15 protein-coding genes and 1 tRNA gene are annotated in these 16,194 nt (G+C 43.5%); 5 read left to right on the top strand and 11 right to left on the bottom strand.

Features of this window, described 5'->3' with window-relative positions; genetic code table 11:
* Window positions 1-381, bottom strand: coding sequence for a hypothetical protein (locus UQW94_RS00515; RefSeq protein WP_225478221.1), 381 nt, complete (start codon window positions 379-381; stop codon window positions 1-3).
* 144 nt (window positions 382-525) lie between these two features.
* A complete protein-coding gene (locus UQW94_RS00510) occupies window positions 526-1,044 on the bottom strand; it encodes a DUF4136 domain-containing protein (RefSeq protein ID WP_005382627.1) in 519 nt (172 codons plus the stop codon).
* 371 nt (window positions 1,045-1,415) lie between these two features.
* On the opposite strand from UQW94_RS00510, the gene UQW94_RS00505 reads away from it, so the two are divergent.
* Window positions 1,416-1,490: transfer RNA gene (locus tag UQW94_RS00505), tRNA-Gly, on the top strand.
* 16 nt (window positions 1,491-1,506) lie between these two features.
* Here the strand turns inward: UQW94_RS00505 and UQW94_RS00500 are convergent.
* A complete protein-coding gene (locus UQW94_RS00500) occupies window positions 1,507-2,364 on the bottom strand; it encodes a sterol desaturase family protein (protein ID WP_322141905.1) in 858 nt (285 codons plus the stop codon).
* A 7-nt stretch (window positions 2,365-2,371) separates the two neighbouring features.
* A complete protein-coding gene (locus UQW94_RS00495) occupies window positions 2,372-3,382 on the bottom strand; it encodes a DUF2804 domain-containing protein (RefSeq protein WP_047101375.1) in 1,011 nt (336 codons plus the stop codon).
* Window positions 3,383-3,685: 303 nt separating this feature from the next.
* Between UQW94_RS00495 and gdhA the strand changes: the two genes are divergently transcribed.
* Window positions 3,686-5,038: an NADP-specific glutamate dehydrogenase gene (gene gdhA, locus UQW94_RS00490; RefSeq protein WP_005373174.1), complete on the top strand. Its 1,353-nt coding sequence runs from the start codon at window positions 3,686-3,688 to the stop codon at window positions 5,036-5,038.
* Window positions 5,039-5,114: 76 nt separating this feature from the next.
* On the opposite strand, the gene UQW94_RS00485 is transcribed toward gdhA, so the two are convergent.
* The 3 genes from UQW94_RS00485 to UQW94_RS00475 form a co-directional block, all read right to left on the bottom strand.
* Window positions 5,115-5,582: an OsmC family protein gene (locus UQW94_RS00485; RefSeq protein ID WP_017820322.1), complete on the bottom strand. Its 468-nt coding sequence runs from the start codon at window positions 5,580-5,582 to the stop codon at window positions 5,115-5,117.
* Window positions 5,583-5,681: 99 nt separating this feature from the next.
* Window positions 5,682-8,039: an ATP-binding protein gene (locus UQW94_RS00480; RefSeq protein ID WP_322141904.1), complete on the bottom strand. Its 2,358-nt coding sequence runs from the start codon at window positions 8,037-8,039 to the stop codon at window positions 5,682-5,684.
* On the bottom strand, window positions 8,032-9,000 hold the full coding sequence (locus UQW94_RS00475) for a cytochrome-c peroxidase (protein ID WP_017820324.1): 969 nt from the start codon (window positions 8,998-9,000) through the stop codon (window positions 8,032-8,034). The genes UQW94_RS00480 and UQW94_RS00475 overlap by 8 nt, the downstream gene beginning before the upstream one ends.
* A gap of 498 nt (window positions 9,001-9,498) precedes the next feature.
* Here UQW94_RS00475 and UQW94_RS00470 point away from each other — a divergent pair, with 498 nt between their 5' ends.
* A complete protein-coding gene (locus UQW94_RS00470; protein ID WP_047101372.1) occupies window positions 9,499-10,875 on the top strand; it encodes an NfeD family protein in 1,377 nt (458 codons plus the stop codon).
* A 10-nt stretch (window positions 10,876-10,885) separates the two neighbouring features.
* Window positions 10,886-11,668 carry a slipin family protein gene (locus UQW94_RS00465; protein ID WP_005373196.1) on the top strand — a complete coding sequence of 261 codons (783 nt, stop codon included), beginning with the start codon at window positions 10,886-10,888 and terminating at the stop codon, window positions 11,666-11,668.
* Between the two features lie 41 nt (window positions 11,669-11,709).
* On the opposite strand, the gene UQW94_RS00460 is transcribed toward UQW94_RS00465, so the two are convergent.
* A complete protein-coding gene (locus tag UQW94_RS00460) occupies window positions 11,710-12,144 on the bottom strand; it encodes a globin (protein WP_031780773.1) in 435 nt (144 codons plus the stop codon).
* Window positions 12,145-12,387: 243 nt separating this feature from the next.
* On the opposite strand from UQW94_RS00460, the gene UQW94_RS00455 reads away from it, so the two are divergent.
* Window positions 12,388-13,044, top strand: a complete 657-nt coding sequence (locus UQW94_RS00455) for an NAD(P)H-dependent oxidoreductase (protein WP_042523604.1) — start codon at window positions 12,388-12,390, stop codon at window positions 13,042-13,044.
* A gap of 96 nt (window positions 13,045-13,140) precedes the next feature.
* Here the strand turns inward: UQW94_RS00455 and choV are convergent, their stop codons facing one another.
* From choV to UQW94_RS00440, 3 genes are all read right to left on the bottom strand, one after another.
* On the bottom strand, window positions 13,141-14,319 hold the full coding sequence (gene choV, locus UQW94_RS00450) for a choline ABC transporter ATP-binding protein (RefSeq protein WP_213972714.1): 1,179 nt from the start codon (window positions 14,317-14,319) through the stop codon (window positions 13,141-13,143).
* Between the two features lie 2 nt (window positions 14,320-14,321).
* The gene (choW, locus tag UQW94_RS00445; RefSeq protein WP_005392552.1) at window positions 14,322-15,164 is read right to left on the bottom strand and encodes a choline ABC transporter permease subunit; all 843 of its coding nucleotides are present in this window, start codon (window positions 15,162-15,164) and stop codon (window positions 14,322-14,324) included.
* 75 nt (window positions 15,165-15,239) lie between these two features.
* On the bottom strand, window positions 15,240-16,178 hold the full coding sequence (locus UQW94_RS00440) for a choline ABC transporter substrate-binding protein (RefSeq protein ID WP_213911899.1): 939 nt from the start codon (window positions 16,176-16,178) through the stop codon (window positions 15,240-15,242).
* Window positions 16,179-16,194 lie beyond the last annotated feature (16 nt).

The following is a 16,194-nucleotide window of genomic DNA, read 5'->3' as shown; positions in this document are numbered from 1 at the left end:
TTAGCGAGCATGTATAAAGCGGTATATGAAATTCGATTCTTTTCTCACTCCGATTCTGTATTTAAAGTGAGTAAAAATACTTTCAATACAACAACCTAAAGCCTCATTGCCGATGCGTTTTAGCCGCTTCATCGAGTAAATTGCCGAACGATGCGCCCACCATGCTACATCAAGCATTTCAAACCATTCGGGTTCTACATCGTCGTTCGAGCTCATTTCCTTAGCATGGCTAACCCTCAATCTATTCCGGCTGTTTAAACTCGGATAGTCTTGTTGTACTGGAGAGATAGGATGTTCTGAAAAGTGCTTCGACTTAGCGTCAACAGCAATATTCTGGTTATGAAAGGAAAGAAAATTTGGGTGTGAGTACGGCAGGCTCATGCTCGGAGCCAACAAGCAGAAAAGTAGTCCGAGTAAAGCAATCAGAGTCGTACGCACAAAGGTAACCAGAACCAAAATGATAAGTTCTTTTAACCCTGTGCGTAACTATTGGCAATTAGTATTCTTAATCGTTAAGAATACTAATTATTTTTCACCGTAAGGGTAGCTTTCAAACATCTTCGCGATTTCTTCTTGGATGAGAGATTCTCGTTTCTCAGAGCTCATTGACTCAGACAGTTTACGACTTGAAACGCCTTTCCAAACGACTTGATTAGCCTTTGCATCAACCAGTTCAACCACCAACTTCCCATACTTACGTTCTTTATATCTTTCTGGGCTTGAAGTGATCACACCAAAGCTATTCCAGCCATAGCCAAAGCTCACCGACGATCCTGAAGAAACAAGCTCGGATTCTTCTACGATATCATGATGTACGTAAAGGTCACCGCCACTATTTACCTTAATTAAACCCTTACCCTCAAGCTGTTCAGCAAGCCCTTGCTCAATACGTCGACCATCAATACTGGTAGGAGCTTCCGCCTGAGCACCGAAGTCAAACGTTCTGTAAGCTGAAAAGTCGGCTTGTTTATCTACATCGGTTGTAACGGTAGTACAAGCAGATACCAGCATCACCACCAGCCCTAATATCAAACCTCTCATCATGTTAAATCTCCTTTGGTTAAGCTGACTGTTTCAGCAGAATTACCCTGTGTTATACATACGCATCAACAGTAAAAAGTAATCATTTCAATATCTAGTCTTGACCATGAAACGTGACTGTTCAATAAACGAGATTAACCTTTACACAGAAAATCTTGAATATCATCAACATCTAAACACCTAAGAATTCGGTGTTTACGACCTAATTGGAAGCCCCTAGGCTTAGTAGCGGAATCGCGAGTGCCACAAAAAACCAGAGACAATGAACACTTTAACATCAGTCCGCTACTTTTTTAGGCAACTGACAAACATTTGATGAGAAAAGACTTTTCTTTTTCGTCCAGTGTGGCATATTAACTGAGTCCTATCGATGCGCGGGCATCGTATAATGGCTATTACCTCAGCCTTCCAAGCTGATGATGCGGGTTCGATTCCCGCTGCCCGCTCCAATCTCTTTATCTCAATTTACTCATAAAAATCCGATGGCGGAGCGAACAAACGGCAGCAGCGTTGTTTCCATGATAAGTTTGGTCGAGTTACGTCATAAAACATGTCTTTCCATTCTGCAAACGTCACGCGGATGGGATTAAAGCTGTTTACAGGTTTAGAAACCCCATACCGAACCGTTTCCACCTCTGGTTCAAACGTTCCGAACATTCGATCCCAAATAATTAATACACCCGCATAATTTTTGTCGATGTACTGACGGTTCACACCATGATGAACGCGATGATGAGACGGCGTGTTAAATACCCACTCTAGTGGCCCGAGCGAACGAATTGATTGGGTGTGAACAAAAAACTGTAAGCCCAGATTAAACAACACAACGAAGACAACCCATTTTGGCTCAAAACCAATAATCACCAAGGGCAACCAAAAAATCCACATCCCCGCTAGCGGATACATTAAACTTTGACGAAAGGCGGTACTGAAGTTCATTCTTTCCGAACTGTGATGAACAACGTGCGCGGCCCACATCCAACGAATACGATGGCTAGCCCGATGAAACCAGTAATAGAAAAAATCTTGCAGGACAACAAGTAAAAGAAAAGCTGAGACGCTCATTTCGATATCAAAAAAACGCCAATCGAACCACCACAAATACAACTGAGCAATCAGTAAACCCGTGAGTATGTCTGTCGCTTGGTGTAAGCCCGCAAGAACAAAATTACACGCTACTTCAGGGAAGTAATACGTCGCGCTTTCAGGCAAGCGTCCCCTTCTTTGTCCGAACCAATATTCGGCAAGCATGCAGAAAAAGAAAACTGGAGCCAGAATCATCAGAAGTAATTCTGGGCGGTCCATCAACTGCGTCCAATCCATTGTGTTTCTACCATTTTGCATAGTGATCTTCAGTAAGACCCATAACTTCTTCTAACTGATGTTTGATGCCATTTCCATCGATAATATAGCCAGAGAAATAACCGATGTACTGACGAAAGTTACTTTTGAGAAGCCAAAAATTTTTCTTCTCTGAGCGTCGATTCAAAGGCGTGAACTGTAAGTTAACTCGTTTATCTTCCGACGTAATATGCCACTTTTGCCCTTCATCACTTCGTGAAAACTGAAACTGCACAGGTTGCAAAAAGTGACGCTGACCATTAATCCACAATACATTTTCGCAATAGCCAGTTTCATTAACGCCAGCTGCCAAGTTCAACCCCAGACGCCTGTCATCCTCAAAGCAATTGATACTCGCCCAGCGCCAACTTGTTTCTCGCCGCATGTACCCAGCGGAAAAATCGTAACCAGCAGCCACCTCTGAAAGATCTTGCTCTTTTCCTAATATGAACAAGTTACCGTCTACTGCTAACGCATTGTGCTTCTGAGTATATGTCCAACCCGCATAACCTGTTGGCGTACACAACATTAATGGCAAACTCATATTTTCTGGACGTAAATAGAGATCCGCATTGACTGACTCTGTCACAAAGTGGACGTGCCAAATACCATCCTTAATAGAAAACTGAACTCTTTTGTTAGCAAGATGGGCAAGACTGCGCCAACTGGAAGGCTGAGTTTGATAACCTATATTAAAAGGTTTCAACCATTGTTGCTCAATCAACTTATTCTTTTTAATATCAAACAGGTAGCAAAAGCCGGATGCTAAATACCGTATATCAGCAATCGCTACTCCAATGACGTAATCAGGTGTGACCAAATTGACGAACTGAAACTGCTTATAATCGCGGTAACGGCGCCACTTAGACACTGGCTTATCCATCTCATCGAGGTAAGTAAATTTATCTAGCTGTAACGATGTTGGAATTCCATCAAGGTGGCCAAACGCTGGTAGACCATTCTGCTGAATAAACGAGTTCAGAACCTTAAGCTCATCCATATAGTTGTCTTTTCACAAGTTATCACACACAAACTTTAACATGACGTTAACATAAACAATTTGCGTAACTGCACAACAACATCGACTAAAGTGATTTCTGCTTGTTATATGTGAAACTGATCACTCAACCACCCGCTTACTTAGCTCGCCCTACCTATCTCAACCAACACTGCCTGGGTTAGAAGCTGCACATTCTCATCCGCAGGAAAGACCACTACAACCATTGAATCTTGGTCAAAATCACTATTTAATGGAAATACATTCATATAAACTGATTTCTTATTCACATCAAGGAAGAAATCTATGTCATACATACACGATACTATTGTTGCGTTGCAACACAGTAGCCCTGCGCAAAAAGAATTTTACCAAGCGGTAGAAGAAGTATTAACTTCTCTCGCGCCGGTAATAGAAGGCAATAATAAATATAAGGAACAAGCGATTATCCAGAGGATCGTCGAGCCAGAACGTCAAATCATGTTTCGAGTTCCTTGGGTTGATGATGCTGGAAATGTACAAGTAAACAAAGGTTATCGAGTTGAATTCAACTCTGCTTTGGGGCCGTACAAAGGAGGATTGAGATTCCATCACTCAGTCAATGCGAGCATCATAAAATTTCTCGGCTTTGAGCAAATCTTTAAAAACGCACTGACTGGCCTTCCTATCGGTGGCGGCAAAGGCGGTTCAAACTTCGATCCTAAAGGAAAATCCGACGGCGAGATCATGCGATTTTGCCAATCATTTATGAACGAGTTGTACCGTCACATCGGTCCTACCACCGATGTGCCCGCAGGCGATATCGGTGTCGGGGCGCGCGAAATTGGCTATATGTTTGGTCAATACAAACGATTGACGGGCCGCTACGAAGGTGTGCTTACAGGCAAGAGTCTTCTTTGGGGTGGCTCACTCGCCAGAAAAGAAGCGACAGGATATGGCGCCGTCTATTTTGCAGAATGCATGCTCAACGACCGCAACGATTCATTGAAAGGGAAAACTTGTCTCGTTTCTGGTGCTGGCAACGTGGCTATCTACGCCATTGAAAAACTGTACCATATGGGAGCAACGCCAGTTACATGCAGCGACTCTCGAGGTACGATCTATCATGAGCACGGTATTGATCTTAAGCTCCTAAAACAACTGAAAGAAGTGAAAAGAGCAAGCTTAGAAGAATATTTAGAAACTTACCCTGAAGCAGAATACACACCAGAGGGCGACTATCCTAATGAAGGACATGCTGTTTGGCGATATCAGGCTGATGCTGCCTTCCCTTGTGCGACTCAAAATGAACTAACGTCAGACGACGCACTGGCTCTTATCGAAAACGGATGTATTTTGATTAGTGAAGGGGCGAACATGCCAACCACCCGTGATGCTGCCAATATTATCGTGGACTCAGACATAGCTTATGGGCCTGCCAAAGCAGCCAATGCAGGCGGCGTTGCAACCAGTCAACTTGAAATGGCGCAAAACGCCAGCATGCAAAACTGGACGTTTGAACAAGTGGATAGTCAGTTGCAAACCATCATGAAAAATATTTTCATCAATGCAAACGAAACCAGTAAAGAGTTTGGCCAACCTGGAAATTTAGTTTTAGGCGCCAACATTGCAGGCTTTAGAAAAGTCGCTGATGCAATGATTGAGCAAGGTGTCGTCTAGATGAACGAGCCAGCAGGATGACTGCTGGCTTAATATAACTCCGCAATAGGCCGCGCTTTTTGATAAAGAGCTCCACTTAATTCGCAATAAGCGTTGTCACTTCTGTTTTAACGGAGTTGGCGATAAAGCAATTCTCATGGGCCATGTGGTGCAGTTTTTCTAATTGAGATGGTGTCGGTTGTTTTTCACCTGAAAATGTTATCTTAGGGTTTAACGTTACCTTTGATACCCACTCTTTTCCGTTTTCGCCTTTTTCAAGCTCCCCTACCGCTTCATCGAAGTAACTGTCCACAACGTAACGCCGCTTTGCTGCAATAGACAGGAAAACGAGCATATGACAACTAGAAAGTGCCGCGACAAACGCTTCTTCTGGATCAACGTTTTCTTCTACGGATAGTGGTAATGGTACTACGTGGGGAGATGGAGATGCTGGGACTTGCAACCCTCCATCAAATTGCCAAATGTGTGCCCTACTATACTTATTATCACTAAACTCTTCCCCAGCTTTACGATGCCATTTGATTAAAGCGGAATGCTTACTCATTCTAACTCCCTGATTTTCCGACGACGAATCAACACTATCCGTCCTTGCCACAGTAAACCACAACAAAATGAGTTAAGGAAAGCATCGCACTCACAGGGACTATAAAATCTGTTGAGGATCGGCATTGTTCTTCTGTATATCATCCAAAAGTCTATGAGACTGATGGATGTTGACCTGTAACCGATTGATCAGCATCTGCAACTGCTCAATCTCGGGACTTTGGTTGGCTTTAAGTTGAGTTTCCAGGGCCTCCGTTTGGCTCGCCAAAATAGGTAAACTTAGGTTCAGTGCCATCCCTTTCGTTTTGTGCAACGTCAGCGCTAATGAAGCAAAGTCTTCAGCCATAAAGTATTCAATAAGCTCATCAACAGATGTCTCAAAATCGACAATAATGCTTTTTAGCAGCTCGTCAAGCGCTTCTGGCTCATCTCGTAAAGAAGTAAACATGCCTGAACGGGAGAGTTCTTCCTCTGTTAACCTTAAGTTCTCGATTGGCTTACGTTGCAACTGAAGCACATTGCTGTCATTCGTTAGTGGCGGATTCCGTTTCGGTTCGAGTCTGGCTGCAAACTGTTTGAGAGCGTCTGAAAAGCTCTCATGCTGTAGCGGTTTTGTAAGCACATGGTCTGCTCCTGCTTCAATAAAGCTATCGTGAGCTTCACGAAATACGTCTGCCGTGTACGCAAAGAGTAATGTCTTGATACCTAACTCTTGTCGGATAACGCGTGTCGCCTCAACACCATTCATCTCGGGCATATGGTTGTCCATCAAGATCAGGTCATACTCGTTCTCTTTCGCCTTTTTAACCGCGATTAACCCATTTTCTGCTACATCCACTTCATGCCCGAGCTTTTCGCAAAACCCTTTTGCCACAATGGCATTCACACGGTTATCATCAGCAAGTAGTATCTTTAAATGGTGTGATTTTGCGCGAGGTTTCGGTGCTTCTTGCTGCTTTTTCGGAGCAGATTCTACCCAAGGAATCGGCAACTCAACGATAAATTGACTTCCAACGCCTTCTATACTCTTCAGAGTTATATGGCCACCCATCAAATCGGTTAGTTTTTTGACGATGGCTAACCCAAGCCCTGTTCCGCCGAACCTTCGAGTCGTTGATGAGTCTGCTTGCTCAAACGAGTTAAAAATATGCTCGTGCTTGTCTGGCGCAATACCAATACCGGTGTCGCTCACGCGCATGACCAACAACTGATTCGATTCATCTAACTCGGTTCTAACCAGCACATGCCCTTCATTGGTAAACTTCACCGCGTTACCGGCGAGATTAAATAAGATCTGTCGTAAACGCGCACAATCCCCAGTAAATTCGGTATATTCAGAAACCTCGTTTTCCAAGATTAACTCGATATTTTTTTCATCAACAAGTGGTTTTATTGCGCTACACACCGGAGAAAGCACTTGATCGAGCTTAAACTTAGCTTGCTCAAATTCCAGTTTGTTTTCTTCAACTTTAGAAAAATCCAAAACATCGTTGAGGATAGTCATCAGATGCTGGCCAGAGTCAAGAATAACCCTAATGTGCTCTTTCGTCGTCGGCTCTTTGGTCTCTTCTGCAATCATTTGAGAAAGCCCTAGTACGCCATTCATCGGCGTTCTCAGTTCGTGACTCATTGCAGCAAGAAAATTTGATTTCGCTTTTGCCGCTCGCTCGGCTTTGTTTCTCGCCTCTTCAATTTCAAGATTCAACTGTTTTAAGTTATGCATTCGGTGATGTGACTGATAAACAAACGCGCTAACTAGAAACATCACCGCGATAAATACAAACAACCACGTAAAACGCGCCTCACTTTGAGCAATATTGAGTAACCGATGCTCTGAGCTTTCGACAAACTCAATATAAGTGTGATCAAGCAGTTCATTCGTCAGCAATTCAATTCTTTTATCACTCGTTTGAAGCCGTTTAAGGAAGTTCGCTTCCTTTTCACTCTCAACTTCAGTTTGTGTTAGAAGCAGCTGGTTGAGAAATTCAAAATAACGACTGCCACCCAATGATTGACCGCTATCGATAGAAACATCTTGCTGATACAAATTGAACAACATGAGTAATGCATACCGATTTTCTACCTGAACACCAATTAACATATCAAGCTTCAACGTTGTTTGAAGCACTCGCTCCTTAAACTGTTCAAGCGTATCCCTAACTTTTATACGATTGGGTGTCACGGGAAACCAAACTGATGCCTTTGATGATTCCAACAGTGCCTGTGCTGCGATTTCTATCTCTACTAAAGATGTTGTTAACTCATAGTTTTTCCTATCTTCAACGGCATATCGGTTCACGATAACATCACGCTCTTCAATCAATTCATGTCCGATATTCATTAGCTCTGCATGAAATTCTTGAGCGTTTTTTGAGTTCATATACGACATATACGCCAGTGTGCAGCACGCCAGTATCCCAATAAAAAAGCACAAATTGATCAGTTTGAATTTATTCATTTTCCAACACCTCTAAAATTATGGGTCTAGGTGCTGTCAACGACTGCAAGAATGCTTCAATGTCCGCGACATTCTCATCGTTCATCGTTATACCGAGCTGGGTTTTAGCCATGATTTGTATCGCGTCGGATAACTTATCGACTTGCCCATTATGAAAATAAGGACTCGTTAGCGCGACATTGCGTAAACTGGCTACTCTAAAATAGAATCGCTCTTCATCTTCTATCGTAACGAGTTGCCTGCCCGAGTCCTCTACTACTGGCTTATCCTTGAAATAGGCGAACCTTTGGATCATCGCTCCGCCGATATTTTTGCCCTGATGACACTGCACACAACCTGAAGTCTGAAATGTTTTCCAACCTCTGATTTGCTGTTCACTCAGTACATGCGTGTAACCCAATAAGTAAGCATCGAATGGTGCGCCAGGCGTCTGCAGCCCTTCAACAAACTCCACAATAGCGGACTTGATATTATGAACGTTAATCGGCAATTCACCGTCACGATTAAATAGCGCTTGATAATGTTCACTCTCTTTTACATATTGCTCTATCGTTTGCCAGTTTGAGTCCATTTCCATTGGATTATGGATTGGACCATCAATCTGAGCCATCAAGGTGTTTTCCGTACCATCCCATAAAAAACGATAATTTAACGCTGCATTAAACACTGTTATAGAATTTCTAATTCCATCACCTTTCACCCCCGTAGAGACTGGTGTATTTTCAGCTCCATTGGTTTGCAGATTGTGGCATGTCGCGCAGCTGACATTACCATTTGACGATAATTGAGGATCGCGGAAGAGATGCCAGCCAATTCTCGCTAGCTTAATATCCACATTAGGATCACCCTGTATGGGCTGAACTAGGGAGATATCACCTAACATCTTCGCGTTTCTTGCGGTTGTTGTTTGGCTCAAAATGAGTGTTACAACAGCTAGTGCGATTGCGCTGAATTGCCTCATCAACTACATACCTTAAACTTGTCATTGATATGAATTTAGTTGCACTTTGGCGTTTTTTCCACCGACAGGAAGTTGAAAAAACGAGTTAAGTATTGCTTTGTTTAAGGCTTTGGTTGAAGAGGGAGTAATAAGGCGAATAGGAAGAAATCGATCGCCTTATGAGGAGCTAACGTATTGAAATCTGAGTTTAGTGTAGAAAAGCCAAAAACCGTTGAAACCAAGTCACCTCTCCATACGAGATCAGATCGAAAATAGTAAAGAATACGGCACAGATAACTGCCAACTTAATCAAACGCTGAACAATAAACATAAACGTCACAATTACCAATAATTTGCTTTAGTTTACTATCTCACACAGCGTTTATATATAAAAAAGTAGTCTCCTAATTAGCCTCGGCAACTTATTCATTAGGACCTATACTCAAGCATCTCTAAGTTATTTGGATATACTTGAATTAGGATTTCAAAAAGTCCCTGTGACCACACAAGGAGGACTGCATGAAACGACTATGGATATGGTTCTTACCTTTACTCTTGATGGCCAGTCAAGCACTGGCGAATACCGTTTGGATTGTTCCTGTCAAAGGCGCTATAGGGCCTGCTACTAGCGACTATTTATCTCGTGAAATAGAAGAAGCTCAACTAAACGGTGTCAGTTTAGTGATCTTAGAGATGGACACACCAGGCGGCTTAGATAGCGCAATGCGAGATATTATTCACGCGATTACCACCTCCTCGACTCCCATTGCGACTTGGGTCGGCCCATCTGGTTCTAGAGCCGCCAGTGCCGGAACATACATCTTGCTCGCTAGTCACGTAGCCGCCATGGCTGAAGCGACAAACCTCGGAGCTGCAACGCCCGTCGCGTTAGGTGGTGCGCCTCAACCTCCTTCATCGGATGATGGCAAAGATCAAAACGCGGAAGAAACGCCAGAAGGAACCAACGAAAGCTCAGAGAAAGTTCCCGCTAAAACCGCAATGGAGAAAAAGGTAATTAACGACGCCAAAGCCTACATTAAAGGCTTAGCAAAACTTCATGGACGAAATGCAGAATGGGCAGAGAAAGCAGTAAGCGAGGCGGCGAGCTTGGATGCAACAGAAGCATTAGAGTTAAACGTAATCGATTACATCGCCAATTCGCCAGAGGACTTAGTCAAAGCCATAGATGGGCAAACTGTTAAAGTAAACAATCGCACTGTGACATTGTCACTTGAAAATCCAACATGGGTTGAAAGAACGCCAGATTGGCGAGCAGAAATGTTAGCCGTTATCACCAATCCAAACGTTGCCTACATTCTAATGCTCATCGGCATCTACGGTTTACTTCTTGAATTTTACAACCCAGGAATTGGCTTACCCGGTGTGCTAGGTGGGATTTGTCTGCTTCTTGCCATGTACGCATTACAAATGATGCCCGTCAACTACGCAGGTCTTGGTCTGCTGTTACTCGGTATTGCACTAATGATAGCGGAAGCATTCAGCCCGAGCTTTGGTATTTTGGGCTTAGGCGGTGTTGTCGCCTTTGTACTCGGTTCGATATTTCTCATGGACAGTGAGTTACCAGGATTCCAGATCGCCCTTCCTTTGATTTTTGGTATTGCCATATTTTCCGTGGCTCTAATCGTGCTGACCGTCGGCCTGCTGCTCAAAATTCGTCGCCGGCGTGTAACGACGGGTTTAGAGACTTACCCTGGGAAGGTCGCCGTGGTAAGCGATGACTTTATCGATGGCGAAGGACGCGTTCAACTCAACGGTGCGTTATGGCGAGCTAAAGCCAAAGACCATCAACAATTCAAACAAGGTGATCACGTCACCATTGTTAATGTTAAAGGGCTGACCTTAACTGTGATGCCTGATGACCGCCAAAATAAATAGGAGGCGCTTTATGATGCTCTATACCGTTGCGGTGATCGTGGTGCTGCTGTTCGCACTAGCGACCCAAATGTTCAAGGTTTTGAGAGAATACGAACGTGGGGTTGTGTTCTTTCTTGGTCGATTTCAAGAAGTCAAAGGACCTGGTTTGATCATCCTTATCCCATTTATTCAGCAAATGGTGAGGGTTGATTTACGTACTGTCGTTTTGGATGTGCCGACACAAGATTTAATTACCAAAGATAACGTTTCTGTGCGCGTCAACGCGGTCGTTTATTTTCGCGTAGTCGATCCTCAAATGGCGATTAACAATATTGAAAGCTACAGCGATGCCACCAGTCAGTTAGCACAAACCACGCTACGCTCGGTATTGGGTCAGCATGAACTCGATGAATTGCTATCAGAGCGAGAACGCCTCAATAAGGATTTACAATCCATTCTCGATCAACAGACTGATGACTGGGGAATCAAGATTGCTACGGTTGAAGTCAAACATGTTGATTTAAATGACAGCATGGTCAGAGCCCTAGCCCGTCAGGCAGAAGCAGAACGTAACCGTAGGGCGAAGATCATTCACGCTACTGGTGAGTTAGAGGCTTCAAATAAATTAAAAGAAGCAGCGCAAATGCTCAACGAAGCACCGAATGCACTGCAATTACGTTACATGCAGACACTCACTGAAATCACTACAGACAAAACATCCACTATTATTTTTCCAATGCCGATCAATCTTGTCGAAGCTGTCAGTGATATCGCCGAAGCGGTGAAAAAGAATAAAGAGACACAAGATAAGTAAGATTTTGCCCCTAGGAAGTAACGACCACTCACGTTACTTCCTTATTTGGTACTCGCTTTAAGGATGTGCCCATCTTCTTTATCACATTCTTGTTTCATTACTTCTAAGCCCGTTTTAAAGCATGTTCGCCAAGCGGTTTCAACATCGGCATCGTACCCAGAATCACACTGTCGAACCGTTTCTAACAAACTCTCAAGCCAAACATCAAAATCCTGCGGCTCTATACCAATTTCGGCACTTGCATGCTTTTTCCCATACTTTTCCACCATTTTGTGCGCTTCGGTCGAGGTATCTGCCATCATAAAAAACACGATAGACCCTCTAAGCATTCTCACTTGTTGGTGCATGTCTATACCGTCAAACTTCTGTCTAAAGTTGGCGCTTTTCGACCATAAATTTTTGTAGAACAAGTCGAAAAACTCCTGATCTGAAGTACAACGTTCATAGCTATCATTAAAAACTTCAATCACGTTCATGTTGCTTTCCCCTACGCCTCAATATGAGTTTAATTTAATATCAAATAAAAGCTTCCAAATAAGGACTTTTAAGTTTCAAATCGATCAACTCACATCGATTTTCAACAAAAAGTAAAAAGTGATTTAAATAAACACCCTCTTATCAATGAAAAAATATCCATTATCATGAACCCATATTCGAGGTACGCATGGTTGTCGATGCTAGTGCATCCTCATCTGTCATCACATAAAGAGGATATAAACGTGTCCCATCAAATCATTACCGATCTAAATAACCGTTACACTGCAAAAAAATATGATGAAACCAAGCGCGTTTCTCAAGAAGACATGGCGATAATCAAAGAAGCACTGCGTTTGTCGGCGTCTTCTATCAACTCACAACCATGGAAATTCATCGTTATTGAAAGTGATGAAGCGAAGCAACGTTTCCACAATACGTTTGCAAATATGCACCAGTTTAACCAACCACACGCGAAAGCCGCATCACATACGATTCTGTTTGCTTACGATCCTAAATTTACTAAAGAGAAATTTGCGAAACGTGTGGATGCAGAAGTAACATCTGGCCACTTGCCAGCGGAGATGTACAACAACTTTATGGGTGCTTACGCTTTTGCCGATGCAAATACGGACGAAAATGGCTTCAACGGAAACTGGACAAAAGCACAAGTCTATTTGGCACTAGGCAACCTACTACACACATTGGCACGACTAGGCATTGACTCAACACCGATGGAAGGTGTCGATCCTGCTCTGATTGGAGAAGAGTTTAAAGAAGAGCTCGAGGGCCATATCTGTGAAGTTGCGCTAGCGATTGGCTACCATAAAGATGGGGAAGATTATAATCATGGTCTTCCAAAAGCGCGCCTTGCAATGGATGACGTAATTACGACTCTATAGTCGACCATTGTCTTAGCTTAGCGACTTAAATCATTGTTTAAACTAAAAAGAGCCGCACATTAATGCGGCTCTTTTTTACTTGGTTCTGCGTCAACTTTACGCAACTTGCTCTGACTTAAAATTACCAAGCAATGCATCGTAAAGCTCATTGTCGCTCAACACACCAACCAGTTTATTATCTTCAACCATAAGCAGAGGTTGATTGCTACGCTGTTTAAGTTCAATCGCTTCTCGCATACTGATTTCTGGGCTAACCTGAACCAGAGAGTTTTTATTAACTTCGTCAAGGTTCGAAGAGTCGCTCTTCCATTGAATCAACGATTTACCTTTATCCGCTAAACTTAACCCCTTGCTCTCTTGTATCACCCAAATATCTTTATCAGGGCAAATCAGAACACGCGTATCTTCGCGAACCAAATCGTCACGCATTAAGGAACGTCCCTTCAGTACATTTAATGGATTAGTGTGAGCAACAAAGTCCGCCACATAATCGTTTTCTGGAGCAAGAATGATCTGTTCTGGCTTGCCATGTTGAATCAGCTTTCCTGATTCCATAATGGCGATGTTGTTGCCGATTTTAAGCGCCTCATCCAAGTCGTGACTTACAAAAAGAATGGTTTTGTTTAGCTTTTCTTGAAGCAGAATCAATTCATCTTGAAGCTGAGCACGAATCAATGGATCAAGTGCTGAAAACGGTTCATCCATTAACAAGATATCAGTGTCCATCGCAAACGCTCGCGCTAGGCCAACACGCTGCTGCATACCACCAGAAAGCTCGTGCGGGAATTTGGTTTCCCACTCAGACAAACCGACCATTTCGAGCTGTTCACGCGCCTTTTTACGACGCTCTGCTTTACCAATGCCTTGCATCTCTAGACCAAACGCTACATTGTCTAACACCGTTAACCATGGCATCAATGCAAACTTCTGAAACACCATGGACACGCGGTGCGTACGAAGGTGGCGCAGTTTCTGTTCGTCACAGTTAGAGAGCTCAACCATATCGTCGCCATCTTTGATTTTCAGAGAGCCACGAGAAATATCGTTCAATCCGTTAACCGTTCGCAGCAAACTTGATTTACCCGAGCCTGAAAGCCCCATCAAGACACAGATCTCACCCTGTTTCACGTTCAGCGAAACATTATCAACCCCAACCACTTGGCCAGTTTCATCAATGATTTCTTGTCGAGATTTCCCTTGATCTAGTAGTGCTAGCGCCTGTGCTTGTTGCTGACCAAAAACGACATCAAGATTTTTAATAGTAATAGCGTCCATGATTATGCCTCCTTCTGGTTTGGTGCTTTACACAAGCGGTCAAGAATGATGGCAACGAGTACAATCGCTAAACCAGCTTCAAAACCTTGTGAAATGTTTACCGTATTCAGTGCACGTACGACTGGCTTACCAAGCCCATCAGCACCAACAAGCGCCGCAATGACAACCATAGAAAGAGACAACATAATGCACTGCGTAACGCCAGCCATAATACTTGGCAATGCCGCAGGCAACTCCACCTTAAACAGTAGCTTCATGCGGCTGGCACCAAATGCTTTACCCGCTTCAAGTAGCTCCTCCGGCACTTTAATAATGCCGAGGTACGTCAATCGAATTGGCGCAGCGATAGCGAAAATGATGGTCGAGATTAGACCTGGGACAATACCCAATCCAAACAGAACCAAGGTTGGAATTAGGTAAACGAATGTCGGGACGGTCTGCATTAAATCGAGTATTGGCCGCAACAAGGTGTATAACCAAGGACGGTGCGCCGCCATAATGCCCAACGGCACGCCAATTAATACGGAAATCGTTGTCGCTGCAAACACAAGGACAAAGGTTTCCAGCATTTCTTGCCAGTAACCAAGGTTGAGAATTGCGAGTAAGGCCAACACGATAAATACGACAAGAGGAATGCTGCGATGTAAGAACCAAGCAATTGCCGCCGTCATAATGATTGGCGCTGCAGGTGGCATCCATTTAAAAATGTCCACCACGAAAAGAATGATCGTTTCAAGTGTAATAGAGATTGCATCGAAAAAACCCGATGCATTGATGGTTAACCAATCGACGCCAGTTTCCATCCATTGGCCCAACGGTAGTTTGTTGTCCGTAATAAAATTCAAAATAAAACCTTTGTGTTAATGAAGCGGGCAAAACTGCCCACTTTCTTTTAAAAAAACGAGCTCAAATACTGCTTATTAAGCGTTTGTTTTTAAGTAGTTTGTAATAGCTGTTAGCGCATCTTGGCCATCCACCGTTTTCACGCCCTCTAGCCACGCTTCAATTTGCTCTTGGTTTGCATTCAACCATGCTTGCGCTGCTTTTGATGGCTTCTGTTTCTGGTTAAGAATCGCTTCCATCAGTTCATTTTCCATTTCTAGGTTAAACTCTAGATTTTTCACTAGCTGACCTACATTTGGACACTCAGCGAGGTAATTTTTACGTACGTTTGTGTAGACGTTCGCGCCGCCGTAGTTAGGACCGAAGAAGTCATCACCACCCGCTAGATATTCCATTTCAACGTTACTATTCATTGGGTGCGGCGCCCAACCTAGGTACACAATCCATTGATTGCGGCGTGCGGCACGTGATACTTGAGACACCATGCCAGCTTCACTGGACTCAACTAGGCTGAAATCTTTTAGGCCGAATGCGTTGCTATCAATCATTGACTGAATTAAGCGGTTGCCATCGTTTCCAGGTTCAATGCCGTAAATGCGGTCTTTAAATTTGTCGGCATGTTTTACTAGGTCAGCGAAGTTGGTCACGCCTGCGTCATAAACGTATTTTGGAACCGCTAGCGTGTATTTTGCGCCAACGAGGTTCGCGCGTACGGTTTCAACGGTACCTGCATCACGGTATTTCGCGATATCACCTTCCATCGTTGGCATCCAGTTACCTAAGAAAATGTCGATATCGCCATTAGCCATAGAGGAGTAAGTTACAGGCACAGACAGAAGATCAGTCTTCGTTTTGTACCCCAACCCTTTAAGTAACTCTGATGTAACGGCAGTGGTCGCTGTGATGTCAGTCCAACCTACATCTGCGAAACGAACCGTTTCACATTGGTTGGCGTAAGCGCTTGTTGCTAAAGTACTTAGTGCAATTGTTGAGAAGATTTTTGTCATCTTAGACATGTTGAATTCCTTGTAA

Origin of the sequence: Vibrio sp. PBL-C16, from assembly GCF_034321865.1 — a bacterium.
Lineage (GTDB): Bacteria > Pseudomonadota > Gammaproteobacteria > Enterobacterales > Vibrionaceae > Vibrio > Vibrio alginolyticus.
The sequence above is the reverse complement of the archived record's forward strand: the minus strand, read 5'-3'. Positions and strand labels throughout refer to the sequence as shown.